This window comes from Limnohabitans sp. T6-20 (assembly GCF_003063505.1).
Taxonomy (GTDB): domain Bacteria; phylum Pseudomonadota; class Gammaproteobacteria; order Burkholderiales; family Burkholderiaceae_C; genus Limnohabitans_A.
The window spans coordinates 129,606-146,080 of record NZ_NERW01000001.1 but is presented as its reverse complement, the minus strand read 5'-3'; the positions used below and the strand labels follow the sequence as shown (position 1 = coordinate 146,080).

Genomic DNA, 16,475 nt, shown 5'->3' with positions numbered 1-16,475 from the left:
CTACGGCGCAGCAATGATGACAGTCGCTGTCCGCAGTGCCGTGGGCATGTGAAGCGGGATCCTTGGACGTGGGGTCATGGGAAGGTTGGGCCAACGACGGACCATCTGTCGAGGTCGTCGAAGTGCTGGTGACCCCATGGCCATGACACGCGGGCAAGACCGCAGTGTGTTGTTCAGGGAGCGTTGGATGCGACTGCGTGGCAGCAGGCATGGCCATGACCGGGCCCACACCCAGTTTGAGCAGAATCACCAGAACCCAAAACCATGAAATGCGCCGCATCCCCTGATCTTAAGTGCTCACCGTGGTGTGCGGGCTGGACGAAAAAAAGCCCCGTGATTTCTCACGGGGCTTTTGACTTTGGGCAAGAGCACCGAAGTGCTCAGGCAAAGCGGCGGGGCAATTACATGCCCATGCCGCCCATACCACCCATGCCGCCCATGTCAGGCATGCCGCCAGCGCCGGATTCTTCTTTCGGTGCTTCGGAAACCATGCACTCGGTGGTCAACATCAAAGAGGCCACAGACGCTGCGTTTTGCAAGGCAGTGCGTGTCACTTTGGTGGGGTCCAAGATGCCCATTTCGATCATGTCGCCGTAGGTGTCGTTGGCAGCGTTGAAGCCGTAGTTGCCTTTGCCAGCCAACACAGCGTTCACCACCACCGATGGCTCGCCACCGGCGTTGTACACGATCTCGCGCAGAGGCGCTTCGATGGCTTTCAACACCAGCTTGATGCCGGCGTCTTGGTCAGCGTTGTCGCCTTTGATGACGCCAGCCGTTTGACGTGCGCGCAACAGAGCCACACCGCCGCCAGCCACGATGCCTTCTTCCACAGCAGCGCGAGTCGCGTGCAGGGCGTCTTCCACGCGGGCTTTCTTCTCTTTCATTTCGACTTCGGTGGCAGCGCCGACCTTGATCACGGCCACACCGCCAGCCAACTTGGCCACGCGCTCTTGCAGCTTCTCGCGGTCGTAGTCGGAAGTGGCTTCTTCAATTTGCACGCGCACTTGTTTGACGCGGGCTTCGATGTCGCCAGCTGCACCAGCGCCGTCGATGATGATGGTGTTTTCTTTGCCCACTTCGATGCGCTTGGCTTGGCCCAGATCGGCCAAAGTCACTTTTTCGAGGGTCAGGCCCACTTCTTCAGCGATCACTTTGCCGCCGGTCAAGATGGCGATGTCTTCCAACATGGCTTTGCGACGGTCGCCGAAGCCTGGAGCCTTGACGGCCACAACCTTCAAGATGCCACGGATGGTGTTCACAACCAGAGTTGCCAAGGCTTCGCCTTCGACTTCTTCGGCAATGATCAACAAAGGACGGCCAGCTTTGGCAACGGCTTCCAGTGTGGGCAGCAGATCGCGGATGTTGCTGATCTTCTTGTCGAACAACAACACAAAGGGGTTGTCCAACAAAGCGGCTTGCTTTTCGGGGTTGTTGATGAAGTAAGGCGACAGGTAGCCGCGGTCGAATTGCATGCCTTCAACGACGTCGAGTTCGTTGTTCAAAGACTTGCCGTCTTCCACAGTGATCACGCCTTCTTTGCCCACTTTGTCCATGGCGTTGGCGATGATTTCGCCGATGCTGGTGTCAGAGTTGGCAGAGATCGAACCGACTTGGGCGATTTCTTTGCTGGTGGTGGTGGCTTTGGTGGCCTTCTTCAGCTCTTCGATCAAAGCAGTCACTGCTTTGTCGATGCCGCGCTTCAGGTCCATCGGGTTCATGCCGGCGGCCACGTACTTCATGCCTTCGCGCACGATGGCTTGGGCCAACACGGTAGCGGTTGTTGTGCCGTCACCAGCGTTGTCAGACGTCTTGGAAGCGACTTCCTTGACCATCTGTGCGCCCATGTTTTGCAACTTGTCTTTGAGTTCGATTTCCTTGGCCACGGACACACCGTCCTTGGTCACGGTGGGGGCGCCGAAGGAACGCTCCAGAACCACGTTACGGCCTTTAGGGCCCAGGGTGACTTTGACCGCGTTGGCCAAAATGTTCACGCCTTCAACCATGCGTGCGCGGGCTTCGCCGCCGAAAATGACGTCTTTTGCTGCCATGTGAGTAGCTCCTGAATGTATTTAAAAAATGGGGGGTGAGAGACTTATTCGACGACGGCGAACAGGTCTTCTTCTTTCATGACCAACAGCTCGTCGCCTTCGACCTTGACGGTCTGGCCGCTGTACTTGCCGAACAACACGCGGTCGCCGACTTTGACGCTCAGGGCCTTGGTCTCGCCTTTGTCGTTGGTTTTGCCAGGGCCGACGGCCAGGACTTCACCTTGATCGGGCTTTTCTGCAGCGGAATCGGGGATCACGATGCCCGAAGCTGTTTTGGTTTCGCTTTCGATACGCTTGACGATCACGCGATCGCCCAAAGGACGCAGTTTCATGGAATCTCCTGGATTTGAAACAAGGGTTGAAAAACAAAAGCACCTGAAGGGGTGCTGCTGAAATCTGAGGAGGGTGTTGTTAGCACTCGCTGCCTTCGAGTGCTAATGATAAGGGCATTTGAGCTGATTTCAAGTGCCCGGTGCTTTTTACTGGCTGGTCGGGCGGTGTGTCGCGGTGTCGCTCTCGTGGGCACTGCCCAGCAGGTAACCATAAACCAGATCGGTGCTGATGTCGCCGTCAAACAAGTTGATTTTTTTGGCCAGATGCAGGGGGCTGCCCGAGGGCAAGTGAGCGCTGTTGTAGACCACGATGTGGGCGTTTTGCATCAAGGAGTCTTGCAGGTGAATCGGGGCGTCGTGCAGCCATGGAATCCGGGCATCGATGAAAAAAGTCCCCACATGCTGGTCAATGCCCATCAAATCCAGGGGGTGGGTGATGACCTTCACATGGTCCCATTGCCCCAACTGGCCCAAGGCTGGCGGCAGGTGCGTGCTGTCGTGCAGGATGCAGATCAGCGGCTTTTCGGGGGCGGTCTGTGGGCTCGAAAAGCCCTGCTGTTTGCAATATTGGGTGAGGGACGACGACAAGATTCTGCGGTGCCCACCTTGGGTGACATAGGCCTTGAAGATGCCGTTTTCCACCATGCGCTGGATGGTACCCACCGACAGGCCCAACATTTTGGCGGCTTGGCTGGTGCTGAAGTAGGCTTGGTTGATGTTGCTGTTTTTCATTGGGAATTTCTCAAGGTGACCACAGAAGGGCGGGTTTGAATTGATTGGGCTGTTTGAATGTTATGACCCGTTTGGCCGCCATGGCGGGGCGCGAACCGGTAGCGCGGTGAACAAAAACAGGTAGCCACACCCGATGGGTTGAGGGGTGGGGCGGCATTTGTCCAGTGCGCCAGTTCTTGCTTTGTGCCGGCTTGCCGGTGCTTGCGTCAGTTCAGGGCAAAATCACCCCCCATGTTGAGTTGGTTCCGCTTTTTTTCCCGTTGGCCTTTGTGGGCCCTGCACGCGCTGGGCAGCGTGGGGGGCTGGCTGGCCTGGTGTTTTTCGGGCCAGTACCGACGCCGATTTCTGGACAATGCGCGCCAGGCGGGCTTGGGCTGGAGCACGGTGTGGCGTGCTGTGGGGCAGGCCGGGCGCATGTCGGCCGAGCTGCCGCGCTTGTGGCTGGGCCGCACGCCACCTCTGACTTGGGCCGATGACCGCGCTGCCGTGGAGGCTTATGCCAGCGGTCAAGGCGTGTTGTTTTTGACGCCGCACATGGGCTGCTTCGAGATCACGGCGCAGGCGCTGGCGCTGCGCTTTTCTGCACAGCATGGCCCCTTGACGGTGCTCTACCGTCCTGCCCGCCATGCCGGTTTGGGGGAGGTCATGAGCTTGGCGCGCCAACGGCCGGGCCTGGAAGCGGTGCCCACCACCTTGGCGGGGGTTCGGCAAATGATCAAGGCCTTGCGCTCGGGCCGCGCTGTGGGCTTGCTGCCTGACCAGGTTCCGCCAGAGGGCATGGGGCAGTGGGCTCCGTTTTTTGGCCAACCGGCATACACCATGACCTTGGCGGCTCGGCTGGCTTTGCAAACCGGTGCCCGGGTGGTGCTGATCTGGGGTGAGCGTTTGTCTTGGGGGCGCGGTTACCGTTTGCACACCCAAGCGCTGGGCCATGCCCTTTCAGACGATCTGGACACCGCCGTGGTGCAGATCAACCAGGCCATGGAGTCGCTGATCCTGCAGTGCCCATCGCAGTACATCTGGGGCTATGCCCGTTACAAACACCCCCGACCTGCGTCGGTCTGATCTGTTGCACACATGGTGAATTTGCTGATTGCTGTCATGCGCTTGATCGCGCGGCTGCCCTTGCCTTGGGTGCGGGCGCTGGGGGCCGGGCTGGGCTGGTTGTTGTGGCACTTGGCGCGCAAACGCAGGCACATTGTCCGTGTCAATTTGCGCTTGTGCATGCCCGAGTTGACCGAGGCCGAGCGTGAGGCCCTGGCTTACCGCCACTTTCTGGCCTTTGGACAATCGGTGCTGGACCGTTCATGGTTGTGGGATGCACCAGAGGCGGTTGCGCGTGGCCGACTGAGGTATGTGGGCGAGCTGGACGCCTTGACCGCCCCGGGTCCGCTGGTGGTTTTTGCCCCGCATTTTGTGGGGCTTGATGCCGGTGGCTTGGCGGTGGGCTGGTGTGTGCCCCGCAACGTGGCGTTTATTTTTGTCAAACAGTCCAACCCCAAGGTGGAAGCATGGGTCCGGCATGGCCGCGAGCGTTCGGGCAATGCAAGGCCTTATTTCAGGCACGAGGGGGTGCGGCAGATTTTGGCGGGACTCAAGAAGGGCGAGCCTTTGCATTTGTCCCCTGACATGGACTTTGGCCGAGGGGAGTCGATTTTTGTGCCCTTCATGGGGGTCGAAAAAGCCGCCACCGTGCCTTCTTTGTCGCGGTTTTCAAGAGTGGGCGGGGCGCGTGTCGTGCCGGTGGTCACGCGCATGACGCCACAGGGTTATGACATCGAAGTCCACGCGCCCTTGCTGGATTTTCCGACCGCCGACTTGGCGCAAGACACCGTTCGCATGAACGCCTTGCTGGCCGACTGGGTGCGCACCATGCCCGAGCAGTATTACTGGGTGCACAAGCGCTTCAAGACGCGGCCCGAGGGCGAGCCCGGCGTTTACTGAAGCGGCGCGGGCCTCAGAAAAGCGGTGATTTCGCGGATCACCCGCCCGGGTTTTTCATGCACCACCCAATGCGTGGCTTTGGGAATCGGCACCAGCTTCAAATCAGGCACATGCTGCGCCAGGCCTTCGGTCAGGCAGGGCAACAAGGCGATGTCGTCTTGCGCCCACAGCACCAGCGTGGGCATGCCGATCTGCAAGGCTTCCGGCGGGATCTGAACCGCCGATGCGCCCGGGTCTTGCGCTGTGGCGGGGCGCAGGGGCGAGGCCCGGTAATAGTTGAGCCCGCCTTGTAATCCGTGCCGCCAGGTCTGGCGGTAGCGTTCTTTGACTTCCGGCGTGAGCCAGCGGGCAGGCTCGCCAGGGTGCGCACCCGTGGCTTGCGTGAGCGAGGGCAATTCGCTGTCGTGCCCGTCCAGAAAACCCAGCAGCCGTTCAAAGTCGTTCGCCGCCAGTTGCGCGGCGGCATCGGGCTGCACCAGAAAGTTCATGTAGGCGCTGGCCGCTTGCTGTGCCGGGTTGCTTTGCAGTGCTTTGAGGAAAGGGCCAGGGTGGGGCGAATTGATGATGACCAGCTGGCGCAGGCGTTCGGGGTGCTGATTCGCCAGGCTCCAGGCTACCGCGCCGCCCCAGTCGTGGGCCACCAAAGCGGCCAGCGGGGCATCGCCCGATTCGAGGCCGATCAGGGCCACGATGTCTTGCACCAGGTGTTTGGCCCGGTAGGCCTTGATGTCTTCCGGGGCGCTGGAGCGTTCGTAGCCGCGCAAGTTGGGGGCCACGCAGCGGTAGCCGCCGTTTTCGGGCTGGGAGAAGTGGGCCAGCAAAGGGTCCCACACCCAGGCGGCCTCAGGAAAGCCATGCAAAAACATCAGCACCGGGCGGCCGGGCTCGCCGCAGGCGCGGCAGCTCAGGGTGATGCCGTGCGGCAGGTCTTGCTGCCAGGTCTGAATTTTGGGCAGGGATGTGGGCACGGGGGGATCACTCCTTGTGGGGGGCGGTGATCCGGCGCTGTCAAAGGCTGGGGCTCACTCGTCCAGGGCTTCGGGTTCTTCTTCGGGCGGCTGGGTTGGCAACGGGGCCGGGGCTGCGCCTTCGGCCGGGTGGGTCCAGTCCCACAGCAGTTTGGCGACTTCGTCCACACCTTGCTTTTTCAAGGCAGAAAAGAGTTTCACCTCGCCGCCACCGGCTTGCAGTCGCGCAATCGACAGGGCTTTGGCCTGCTCGGCGCGGGTCAGCTTGTCGGCTTTGGTCAGGATGATCAAAAATTTCAGGCCTTCTTCGACCCGGGGGCGGATCACTTCGAGCAGGATGTCGTCGAGCTCGGTCAGGCCGTGGCGCGGGTCGCACATCATCACGATGCCCTTGAGGTTTTCGCGGCTGACCAGGTAATTGGCCATCACCTGCTGCCAGCGCAGCTTGTCCATTTTGGCCACGGCGGCATAGCCGTAGCCGGGCAAATCGGCCAGCACGGCGTCGGTGATGCCTTGCTTGCCCAGCGCAAACAGGTTGATGTGCTGGGTGCGGCCGGGTTTTTTGGAGGCAAAGGCCAGCTGCTTTTTCTGCGTCAGGGTGTTGATGCAGGTGGACTTGCCCGCGTTGGAGCGGCCCACAAAAGCGATTTCGGGGGTGTCCATCGCGGGCAAATGGTGCAGTTGCGCGGCGGTGGTCAAAAAACGTGCGGTGTGCATCCAGCCCATGGGCGTGACCACCGGTGGGGTGGCGGGCGCGGGTTTGGGCGAAGGGGTGGAAACGCGGGGGCTGGAGCTCATAAATCAGGGGGACCTTGGGTCGTCAGGAAACTGACGAAGGCCTCATTGTAGAATCCTTGGGTTTTGCGCCCATTCTTCCAACTTTTGGACGACGACCATGAAGTCTCTTGCCTCTTTTCTGATCTCTGCCACCCTGTCCGCTTTTGTGGCGGGTTCTGCATTGGCCAACCCCGCCGCTGCCCCTGCAGCCGCCAAGCCTGATCTGGCCAAAGGCGAAGCCGCATTCGCCATGTGCGTGGCCTGCCACGCCGCTGACGGCAACTCGACCACTCCGGTGAACCCCAAGCTGTCGCAGCAACACCCCGAATACCTGGTCAAGCAATTGCAAGAGTTCAAATCGGGCAAGCGCGCCAACGCCGTGATGAGCGGCATGGTCGCTGGCCTGAGCGATGACGACATGCGCAACATCGCCTACTGGCTCGCCTCCAAGCAAGCCAAGCCCGGTTTTGCCAAAGACAAAGACACCGTGGCCCTGGGTGAGCGCATCTATCGTGGTGGCATTCCAGACCGCCAGATCGCCGCTTGCGCCAGCTGCCACTCGCCCAACGGCGCGGGCATGCCTGCTCAATACCCCCGTGTGTCGGGTCAGCACGCTGACTACACCACCGCCCAGCTGGTGGCCTTCCGTGACGGCGTTCGCAAGAACAGCATTCAGATGACCCAGGTCGCCGCCAAGATGAACGACCGCGAAATCAAGGCTGTGTCCGACTACATGGCCGGTCTGCGCTGAGCGCGGCCGAGACCTCGCCCTGGGGGCTATCCCTTGGGCGCATGGGGTCTTCATTCAGCCATCAGCTGGCTGAGCCACAATCGGGTCCCCGGCTGTGACGTGACCCATCAAGGCCGGTTATCCGGCCTTTTTTGTTTGTGGCGGGCTTTGGCCCGCTTTTGTTTGCCTGTGGACACCGCTGCACCATGACGTCTGTTGCCTCCAGCCCCGAATCCGAACGTGGCTCACCCCGCTGGCAAGCACTGCTGGAACTGTTGTCGTCCATGCGGTTTGCGATCTCGCTGTTGACCATCATTTGCATTGCCTCGGTCATCGGCACGGTGCTCAAACAAAACGAACCCGCCACGAACTACGTCAACCAATTCGGACCGTTCTGGGCTGAATTCTTCACGGCCCTGAAGCTCAATGCGGTGTACAGCGCTTGGTGGTTCTTGTTGATTCTGGCTTTCCTGGTGCTCAGCACCAGTTTGTGCATTGCCCGCAACACGCCCAAAATCCTGGCCGATCTCAAGACCTACAAAGAAAACATCCGCGAGCAAAGCCTCAAGGCTTTTCACCACAAGGCAGAAGGTCATTTGAACGAATTGCCTGAAGCGGCAGCCAAGCGCCTGGGGGCTTTGCTGGTCACGGGCGGCTGGAAGGTGAAGTTGCAATCGCGCGAGACCCCGCAAGGCACGGGCTGGATGCTGGCGGCCAAGGCGGGTGCGGCCAACAAGATCGGTTACATCGCTGCGCACTCGGCCATCGTGCTGGTGTGCGTGGGCGGTTTGCTTGACGGCGACTTGATCGTGCGCGCCCAGATGTGGTTTGGCGGCAAAGCCATCTACAGCGGTGGCGGCCTGATTGCCGATGTGCCCGAGAAACACCGCTTGTCTGAGCGCAACCCGGCGTTTCGGGGCAACCTGATGGTGGCCGAGGACACCGCCTCCAGCACCGCCATCCTGAGCCAGTCCAGTGGCATCTTGTTGCAGGAACTGCCTTTTGCGATTGAACTCAAGAAGTTCATTGTGGAGTACTACTCGACCGGCATGCCCAAGTTGTTTGCCAGCGACATCGTGATCCACGACAAAGCCACAGGCGAGAAAAAAGAGGCGCGCGTCGAGGTCAACCACCCGGTCAGCTACAAGGGCATCGAGATTTACCAATCCAGCTTTGACGACGGCGGCTCCAGCGTCAAGTTGCAGGCCGTGCCCATGACCGCCGCTACCCGCTCTTTTGAGGTGGATGGCACGATCGGCGGCATCACCGAGCTGAGCAATGGACCCGAAAAGATGAACCTGGAGTTCACCGGGCTTCGCGTCATCAACGTGGAAAACATGTCGGGCAACGGCGCACAAGGGCAGGGCGTGGATGTGCGCAAAGTCGACTTGCGCAGCGCCATCGACCAGCGCATGGGCGCGGGTCACAAAACCACCCAAACCAAAGAGCTGCGCAATGTGGGCCCGAGCGTGAGCTATAAGTTGCGCGACGCCGCAGGCCAGGCCCGTGAATACAACAACTACATGCTGCCCGTGGATGCGGGCGATGGGGTGTCCGTGTTCTTGCTGGGCATGCGAGAGAACCCGGCCGAGCCTTACCGTTACCTGCGCCCCCCGGCCGATGAAAACGAAAAGCTGGACGGCTTTGTGCGTTTGCGCGCCGCCTTGGCAGACCCCATGCTGCGCGAGCGGGCGGTGCAACGGTACGCGCGCAAAGCGGTAGACCCCCAGCGGCCAGAGTTGACGCAGCAATTGGCCGGTTCGGCCGCCCGTGCTTTGGGTCTGTTTGCAGGACAGGAAGAAGTCAAAGGCAAAAAAGTGGCGGGCTTGCAAGCCTTGGCTGACTTTTTAGAGGCCAATGTGCCCGAGGCAGAGCGTGGCCGTGCGGGCGAAATGTTTGTGCGCATTTTGAATGGTGCCTTGTTGGAACTGGACGCTGTGGCCCGTGAGCAAGCAGGGGTCAAGCCCTTGCCCGCAGACAAGGTGCAAGGCTTCATGTCGCAATCGGTGCTGGCGCTGTCCGATGCGCCTTTCTATCCCGCGCCCATGGCCTTTTTGCTGAAAGACTTCAAGCAGGTGCAGGCCAGCGTGTTCCAGGTGGCCAGAGCCCCGGGCAAAAATGTGGTTTATCTGGGCTGCTTTTTCCTGATCCTGGGTGTTTTTGCGATGCTCTATGTGCGTGAGCGGCGCCTGTGGGTGTGGCTGGCACCACAAGCGGGCAACCCCAGCGACGGCTCGCAGGTCACCCTGGCCTTGTCGTCTAATCGCAAGACCTTGGATGTGGACCGTGAATTTGACCAACTGAGTGCCCGTTTGCTGGGTCGCCCCGAGAAAAACCAATGACTACAACTGTGACTTTGAACCCCGGTTACTTCTCTCGCCGCAGTGCGCTCGATTGGGGCTTTGCTGTGCTGGCGCTCTTGGGTATGGTGTTTGCCTTCAGCCGCTACAGCCAAGCGATGGATGTTTATGAGCAAGGCATTTTGGTGGCCAGCGTGCCTGCAGCCGTGGCTTTGGCCTGGTTTTGGCGCCCGATGCGCACCCTGATGCTGGTGGTTGCCGGGTTGTCCTTGTTTGCCATCAATGCCTACCAGGGTGATTTGGCCCGTGCCGAGCAGGTGTTCTGGCTCAAGTATTTCTTGTCCAGCCAATCTGCCATTTTGTGGATGAGCATGGTGTTTTTCATCAGCACCGCCTTTTACTGGGCGGGCATGTTCATTCGCGGTCAGGGCGACAACCTGGAAACTCTGGGCAGCCGCATGGCCTGGGTCGGCGTGGCGCTGGCCTTGATCGGCACCATGGTGCGCTGGTACGAGAGCTACCTCATCGGTGCCGACGTGGGGCACATTCCGGTCAGCAACCTTTATGAAGTCTTCGTGATGTTTTGCTGGATGACAGCAGGCTTTTACCTGTACTACGAAGACCACTACCGCACCCGCACGATGGGCGCGTTTGTGATGCTGGTCGTCAGTGCAGCGGTGGGCTTTTTGCTCTGGTACACCCTGGTGCGTGAGGCGCATGCCATCCAACCCTTGGTGCCCGCTCTCAAGAGCTGGTGGATGAAGCTGCATGTACCGGCCAACTTCATTGGCTATGGCACTTTTGCATTGGCTGCCATGGTGGCTTTTGCTTATCTGATCAAGCAGACCGCAGGTGAAGCACGATGGTACAAACTGGCTCCGCTGTGGTTGCTCGGTATCGTGTTGTGCTTTGAGCCGCTGGTGTTTCGCAAGTCCGCAGTGGAAGGTGGCAGCAGTTATTGGGTGATTTATTTCGGCCTGTCGGCCTTGATCGTGGCGGGCATTCTTTGGGGACGTCGTCGCATTGCCGAGCGTCTGCCCTCGCTGGAGGTGCTCGATGACGTGATGTACAAATCGATCGCTGTCGGTTTTGCCTTCTTCACCATCGCCACCGTGCTGGGCGCGCTTTGGGCCGCCGAGGCTTGGGGTGGTTACTGGAGCTGGGACCCGAAAGAAACCTGGGCCCTCATCGTTTGGCTCAACTATGCAGCCTGGTTGCACATGCGGCTGATGAAGGGCCTGCGCGGCACCGTGGCCGCTTGGTGGGCACTGATGGGCTTGGCTGTGACAACCTTTGCGTTCCTGGGCGTCAACATGTTCCTGAGCGGTTTGCACAGCTACGGCACGCTCTAAAGCGCCCGATGGGCGCGGCGCCCTGACGGGTCAGGGCACTGGCTTGCCTGTCAGGACTTTGTCGATCACCGTCAGCATCTCCTGGGTGTTGAAGGGCTTCCACAAAAAGTGCACGGCCCCTAAGCTGTTGGCGGCCTGTGTTTCGTGGGCTTGGCTTTCTCCGCTCATGAAGATGACAGGGATGTCGTTGCCACTGGCCTTGAGCTTGGCGTGCAGCTCAAGCCCGCTCATGCCCGGCATGCGCACATCAAGCAGCATCACATGCGGCGCTTGTGAAGGATCGGCATTCAAATAGGCTTCACCACCGTCGTGGACGCGAACTGTGTAACCCTGGCTCTCGAGGACCAAAGCCAGCATCCGACGGATGTCCGCGTTGTCATCAACAACATGGACCAGACCTGATTTGTGCATGTGTGAAACGGTGTAAACGGCCGATTGTAATTTTTGCAGTGCAGCTTTGCACGCGTGCTGCAAGCGGGCTTTGAATTTCAGGCCGCTGGTTCGGTGGGTCTCAACCACAGCTGAATGCATGCGCCAGTCTCTGTGTTGGGCGATGAATTTTGCATGGCCGTGTGCCCGCCCCAAAGCCGGATCATGCTTTGCGTGAGCAACAAACCCAGCCCGGAGCCTTGTGTTTTGCTGGAAACCACGGGGCCGGTGAGTTGTTGCAGCAGTTCGTCGGGCAGGCCGGGGCCGTTGTCCCGGATTTGTAAAACCACCCAGTTATTGCCATCTTTGTCCCGTTGTTGAAGTTCGATAACGATGCCGGGGTGTGCCGGTGTCTGTTTGCTCAGCGCATCCATGGCATTGGCAACTAGGTTGAAGACGATCCGTTGCAGCATCACCTCGTTGGCTTGCACCAAAATGCTTGGGGGCAAGTGGTTGGACAGACGAATGTCGATGTTTCGCTGAGTGGCTTCACCTTGCAAAATCGGAAAAACAGCCTGGATGGCTTTGTGCAAATCCACATCGTCCATTTGGTCTTGCCCCCGGATCATGAGGTGCCGCAAGCTGCTGACCATCTCGCTGGCTTTGCCCGACAAGACCATCAACTCGTCAATGCGGGGTTTGAGTTGAGGCGCTTCCTGCACGGGCAAAAGTCGGCCTTGCAGGTCGTACAAGCCCAATTCCAAAGCCTGCAGAGGTTGGCTGATGTCGTGCACCAACATGGCTGAAAAAGAAGACAAATTGCTCAAGGCGGACACCCGGGCATTGAGCATCAGCAATTGGTCACGCTCTTTGACCAGTGCGCGCATGGCATCGCTTTCGGCTTGCGCCTGCAGCTGCCCTTTTTGCGCGTGCTTTTTTTCTGCATTCGACTTTTCGAGTGAAAAACCCCAGTAACCGAAGCAAATCAACACCATGGCGAGGATGGTGGACAAGGTGACGAGGTTGCCGACCCACGAAAAAGAGAAAACATTCAGGTAATCCAAATTTCCGGACAGGGCATATTGGTAAAGACGGTTGAGGTAAGCCGATGCGTGGATCGCAAAAGCCACCTGAATCATTAGCAAGCTGCGGCTTGGAAACGTGCGCCTGAGTTGCCACACCAAATAAGACAGCGTCAGGTTCAGGCAGACAAAGACGGTGGAATAGACCAAAACGCCTGTGGTGGTCACATTGCCCGATTCATACAGCCAGACCAACAAGAGCGCCCAGACGGTCACGGGGATGGCCATGTAGGGCCAGCGCCAAGGGGTTTTGTTCAGTTCACGGCGCAACGTTTCGATCATCAACAGCCACGAAGCACAGGCCCCTGACCAAGCCAGGATGTAGGAGACGTATTCCGAGACGAAAGGCCGCAAAGCGATGGAGCAAACAGAGAGGCTGTAGACCGAGATGCTGATGAACCACAAACGTGTGATGTCATTGCGACGCCCCGTCAGCAGCAGCCAGGTGCCCAAGGGCAGTGCAATGTGGATGGCGATCACCACATGGATCAGCAAACCGATCGCAGGATGCATGGGGGCTCCTTGGAGGGCAGACACTGCTTGCGCAAAGGTGTCTGAAAAAGTTCAGAATACACAGCTATTTTCAGCCCAAACCAGGACCGTTCATGATCATTCAGCCCAACAAGTCAGGTTTTCAGCACGCCATCCCCAGCGAAATCACCCCTGAATCGGTCTACCAGTCGCGGCGCGACATCATCCGCCAGCTGGCCACCGGCTCAGCCGGGCTGGCCTTGGCAGCGTGGGGCATGCGCGAAGCCTATGCACAAACCCCGCGTGCGGGACAACTGGCACCGCTGGCCTCGGTGCCATCGGCGGTGGCGGGTGCGCTGACCATGGACAAACTCACCGCTTACAAAGACGCCACCACTTACAACAACTTTTACGAGTTCGGCACCGACAAATCCGATCCGGCCAAACGGGCCCACACCCTGGTGACCCAACCCTGGACGGTGGAGATCGAAGGCCTGGTCAAAAAGCCCGGGCGCGTGAACCTGGAAGACCTCATGAAGTGGGGCGCGATGGAAGAGCGGATTTACCGCTTGCGCTGTGTGGAAGGCTGGTCGATGGTGATTCCGTGGATCGGTTATTCGCTGGCCGATTTGATCCGGCGCGTGGAGCCTCAGCCCGGTGCCAAGTTCGTCGAGTTCATCACCCAGGCCGATCCCAAGACCATGCCGGGTGTGCGCGGTGGTGCTTTGGACTGGCCTTATGTCGAGGCCCTGCGCATGGACGAAGCCATGCACCCGCTGACCTTGCTGGCCTTTGGCATGTACGGCGAAGTCATGCCCAAGCAAAACGGCGCGCCTTTGCGCCTGGTGGTGCCGTGGAAATACGGCTTCAAGAGTGGCAAAAGCCTGGTGAAGATCCGCTTCACCGACAAGCAACCCGTCTCCTCCTGGGAAAAAGCTGCCCCTCAGGAGTACGGTTTTTATTCCAACGTGAACCCCTTGGTGGACCACCCCCGCTGGAGCCAGGCCACCGAGCGGCGCATTGGCGAAGACGGTTTGTTGGCCAAAAAGCGCAAGACGCTGATGTTCAACGGCTATGAAGCGCAAGTGGGTCAGCTGTATGCGGGCATGGACCTGAAGAAGTTCTTTTGATGCGACAGGCCTTGAGGCACCCCGGCGCTTGGTGGGGGCTGCTGCTGATCGGGCTGCTGCCGTTTGCCTGGCTGTTGGGGCTGACCTTGCAAGACCAGTTGGGCCCCAACCCCACCGAGTATTTGACCCGCGCCACCGGTGACTGGACGTTGCGCAGCCTGTGCGTGGTGTTGGCCGTGACACCTTTGCGGGTGTGGTCAGGCTGGCCCGAGTGGCAGCGGTTTCGCCGCATGCTGGGCTTGCTTACTTATTTTTATGCGGTGCTGCACCTGGCTTGTTATGCCCTGTTTGACATGGGGCTCGACCTGGCCGATATCCTGGCCGACATTCCCAAACGGACCTTCATTTTGGTGGGGTTTGCCGCTTGGCTGCTGTTGACGGCGATGGCGCTGACGTCCTTCAACCGGGCCATCCGTTGGCTGGGCGCTGCACGTTGGCAACAGCTGCACCGCAGTGTGTATGCCGTGGCGGTGTTGGCCGTGCTGCATTTTTTCTGGATGCGCGCCGGCAAAAACAACTTGGCCGAAGTCTGGGTTTATGCCGTGGTGCTGGCGCTGCTTTTGGCTTGGCGTGTCTGGCGCAAAGCTCGCCAATTCAGGTCATAGGCAGGGTCTGCAAGGTGCGATGCACCTTGCGTGCGCAGATCAGACCAGCTGTTCCAACGCAAAGGTGTCAAACGCCGATTCGCGTTGGCGAATCAGGTGGGCCTTGGTGCCGTCCACCAAAATTTCGGCGGCGCGGCCTCGGGTGTTGTAGTTGCTCGACATGCTCATGCAATACGCGCCTGCCGACAACACGGCCAGTGTGTCACCGGCGGCTACCTGCAACTGGCGGTCGCGGCCAATCCAGTCGCCGCTTTCGCACACGGGGCCCACGATGTCGTACACCTCGCCAGCACCTGCACCTGTGTCCGTGCGCGGGGTCACCGGCACGATCTGGTGAAAGGCCTGGTACATGGCCGGGCGGGGCAGGTCGTTCATGGCCGCGTCGACGATGCAGAAGTTCTTTTGTTCACCGGGCTTGAGGTACAGCACCTCGGTCAGGCACACGCCCGCATTGCCCACGAGGGAGCGACCGGGCTCGATCATGATCTGGCGCTGGCCGTAGCCGCGCGCGTCGAGTTTGGCGAGCAATTGCGCCCAAAGCGCATCGGCTTCGGGTGGCGTGTCGCCGTTGTAGTTGATGCCCAAGCCGCCACCAAAGTCGATGTGGTGGATGGCGATGCCTGCGGCTTCGATCTCGGTCACCAGGTCCAGCACGCGGTCCATGGCGTCCAGATACGGCGTGGCTTCGGTGATTTGCGAGCCGATGTGGCAGTCGATGCCCACCACCTTCAGGCCTGGCAGGCTGGCCGCATGGCGGTAGGCGCGCAGGGCGTCTTCGTGCGCAATGCCGAATTTGTTGCCTTTGAGTCCGGTCGAGATGTAGGGGTGGGTTTTGGCATCCACGTTGGGGTTCACGCGCAAGCTGACCGGGGCTTGTTTGTCCAGGCTCACGGCCACCTCGCTCAGCACATCGAGTTCGGCTTCGCTTTCCACATTGAAGCAGCCGATGCCCACTTGCAAGGCTTGCTTCATCTCTGCGCGGGTCTTGCCCACGCCCGAAAAAATCACTTTGGCTGGGTCGGCACCTGCGGCCAGCACACGGGCCAGTTCGCCGCCCGAGACGGTGTCAAACCCACAACCGGCATCGGCAAAAACCTGCAGCACCGCCAGGGTGGAGTTGGCTTTCATGGCATAGCAAATTTGGGCCTTGCGCCCGGCAAAGCCGCGCTGGTAGGCGGCCAGCGCCGACAACATGGCCGCTTTGGAATAAACAAAAAGTGGTGTGCCGTGTTCGCGGGCCAGGTCAGACAGGCGAACGCCCTCGACCATGAGTTGATCGCCAGCGTAGGCGATGTGGGGCTGGCCTGGCAGGCCTTGGGGTGTGGCAATGGCGTTCATCGTGGGGCGGCAGCGGGTGCCTCAGGTGCGGTCAGGGGGGCTGTGGCGGGTGCACCAGACGGTGCAGCCACGGGAGCAGGGGTTTCGGTTTGGGAGCTGGGCTGTGCAGCTGGGGTGCCAGGCGCGGGCTGGACTCGCCATGGGCTCAAGGTTTGAGGCAGGGTGGCTCGCCCGGCAGACTCGGGTGTGCTGGGCAAAACCAGCGGGCCTTTTTGGCCGCATGCGGCCAACATCGCCGCACTGCCGACAAGGGCATGCGCCGTGACTAGAATCTTCAATACCTTCAACATGCAGCGA

The 16,475-nt window shown here is 60.0% G+C and carries 16 protein-coding genes; 7 read left to right on the top strand and 9 right to left on the bottom strand.

Annotated features, from left to right (window positions below; all coding sequences use genetic code 11):
* Positions 1 to 401 precede the first annotated feature (401 nt).
* From groL to B9Z33_RS00770, 3 genes are all read right to left on the bottom strand, one after another.
* A complete protein-coding gene (gene groL / locus B9Z33_RS00780; RefSeq protein ID WP_108285149.1) occupies positions 402 to 2,048 on the bottom strand; it encodes a chaperonin GroEL in 1,647 nt (548 codons plus the stop codon).
* Positions 2,049 to 2,092: 44 nt separating this feature from the next.
* Positions 2,093 to 2,380 carry a co-chaperone GroES gene (gene groES / locus B9Z33_RS00775; protein WP_108285148.1) on the bottom strand — a complete coding sequence of 96 codons (288 nt, stop codon included), beginning with the start codon at positions 2,378 to 2,380 and terminating at the stop codon, positions 2,093 to 2,095.
* A 147-nt stretch (positions 2,381 to 2,527) separates the two neighbouring features.
* Entirely contained in the window at positions 2,528 to 3,112 is a 585-nt protein-coding gene (locus tag B9Z33_RS00770) for a helix-turn-helix domain-containing protein (protein ID WP_108285147.1), read from the bottom strand.
* A 231-nt stretch (positions 3,113 to 3,343) separates the two neighbouring features.
* Between B9Z33_RS00770 and B9Z33_RS00765 the strand changes: the two genes are divergently transcribed.
* The gene (locus B9Z33_RS00765; RefSeq protein WP_108285146.1) at positions 3,344 to 4,177 is read left to right on the top strand and encodes a lysophospholipid acyltransferase family protein; all 834 of its coding nucleotides are present in this window, start codon (positions 3,344 to 3,346) and stop codon (positions 4,175 to 4,177) included.
* Between the two features lie 12 nt (positions 4,178 to 4,189).
* Positions 4,190 to 5,056: a lipid A biosynthesis acyltransferase gene (locus B9Z33_RS00760; RefSeq protein WP_108285145.1), complete on the top strand. Its 867-nt coding sequence runs from the start codon at positions 4,190 to 4,192 to the stop codon at positions 5,054 to 5,056.
* Here the strand turns inward: B9Z33_RS00760 and B9Z33_RS00755 are convergent.
* Both B9Z33_RS00755 and yihA read right to left on the bottom strand, forming a co-directional pair.
* The gene (locus tag B9Z33_RS00755) at positions 5,050 to 6,024 is read right to left on the bottom strand and encodes an alpha/beta fold hydrolase (RefSeq protein ID WP_369916052.1); all 975 of its coding nucleotides are present in this window, start codon (positions 6,022 to 6,024) and stop codon (positions 5,050 to 5,052) included. The genes B9Z33_RS00760 and B9Z33_RS00755 overlap by 7 nt on opposite strands.
* 54 nt (positions 6,025 to 6,078) lie before the next feature.
* Entirely contained in the window at positions 6,079 to 6,750 is a 672-nt protein-coding gene (yihA, locus tag B9Z33_RS00750) for a ribosome biogenesis GTP-binding protein YihA/YsxC (RefSeq protein ID WP_108286055.1), read from the bottom strand.
* A gap of 169 nt (positions 6,751 to 6,919) precedes the next feature.
* Between yihA and B9Z33_RS00745 the strand changes: the two genes are divergently transcribed.
* The 3 genes from B9Z33_RS00745 (at position 6,920) to ccsB (ending at position 11,183) form a co-directional block, all read left to right on the top strand.
* Entirely contained in the window at positions 6,920 to 7,552 is a 633-nt protein-coding gene (locus B9Z33_RS00745) for a cytochrome c (protein WP_108285144.1), read from the top strand.
* Between the two features lie 185 nt (positions 7,553 to 7,737).
* Positions 7,738 to 9,873: a cytochrome c biogenesis protein ResB gene (locus B9Z33_RS00740; RefSeq protein WP_108285143.1), complete on the top strand. Its 2,136-nt coding sequence runs from the start codon at positions 7,738 to 7,740 to the stop codon at positions 9,871 to 9,873.
* Positions 9,870 to 11,183: a c-type cytochrome biogenesis protein CcsB gene (gene ccsB / locus B9Z33_RS00735; RefSeq protein ID WP_108285142.1), complete on the top strand. Its 1,314-nt coding sequence runs from the start codon at positions 9,870 to 9,872 to the stop codon at positions 11,181 to 11,183. Before B9Z33_RS00740 ends, ccsB begins: the two co-directional genes overlap by 4 nt.
* A 30-nt stretch (positions 11,184 to 11,213) precedes the next feature.
* Here the strand turns inward: ccsB and B9Z33_RS00730 are convergent, their stop codons facing one another.
* Together B9Z33_RS00730 and B9Z33_RS00725 are read right to left on the bottom strand one after the other, a co-directional pair.
* Positions 11,214 to 11,594 carry a response regulator transcription factor gene (locus tag B9Z33_RS00730; RefSeq protein ID WP_158270149.1) on the bottom strand — a complete coding sequence of 127 codons (381 nt, stop codon included), beginning with the start codon at positions 11,592 to 11,594 and terminating at the stop codon, positions 11,214 to 11,216.
* Positions 11,595 to 11,671: 77 nt separating this feature from the next.
* A complete protein-coding gene (locus B9Z33_RS00725) occupies positions 11,672 to 13,147 on the bottom strand; it encodes a sensor histidine kinase (RefSeq protein ID WP_108285140.1) in 1,476 nt (491 codons plus the stop codon).
* A 92-nt stretch (positions 13,148 to 13,239) separates the two neighbouring features.
* On the opposite strand from B9Z33_RS00725, the gene msrP reads away from it, so the two are divergent.
* Positions 13,240 to 14,235 carry a protein-methionine-sulfoxide reductase catalytic subunit MsrP gene (gene msrP, locus B9Z33_RS00720; protein WP_108285139.1) on the top strand — a complete coding sequence of 332 codons (996 nt, stop codon included), beginning with the start codon at positions 13,240 to 13,242 and terminating at the stop codon, positions 14,233 to 14,235.
* The gene (locus B9Z33_RS00715) at positions 14,235 to 14,840 is read left to right on the top strand and encodes a sulfite oxidase heme-binding subunit YedZ (protein WP_108285138.1); all 606 of its coding nucleotides are present in this window, start codon (positions 14,235 to 14,237) and stop codon (positions 14,838 to 14,840) included. The genes msrP and B9Z33_RS00715 overlap by 1 nt, the downstream gene beginning before the upstream one ends.
* Before the next feature lie 39 nt (positions 14,841 to 14,879).
* Here B9Z33_RS00715 and lysA read toward each other — a convergent pair whose 3' ends face one another.
* Both lysA and B9Z33_RS00705 read right to left on the bottom strand, forming a co-directional pair.
* A complete protein-coding gene (gene lysA / locus B9Z33_RS00710; protein ID WP_108285137.1) occupies positions 14,880 to 16,178 on the bottom strand; it encodes a diaminopimelate decarboxylase in 1,299 nt (432 codons plus the stop codon).
* Positions 16,175 to 16,468: a lipoprotein gene (locus B9Z33_RS00705; RefSeq protein WP_108285136.1), complete on the bottom strand. Its 294-nt coding sequence runs from the start codon at positions 16,466 to 16,468 to the stop codon at positions 16,175 to 16,177. The genes lysA and B9Z33_RS00705 overlap by 4 nt, the downstream gene beginning before the upstream one ends.
* Positions 16,469 to 16,475 lie beyond the last annotated feature (7 nt).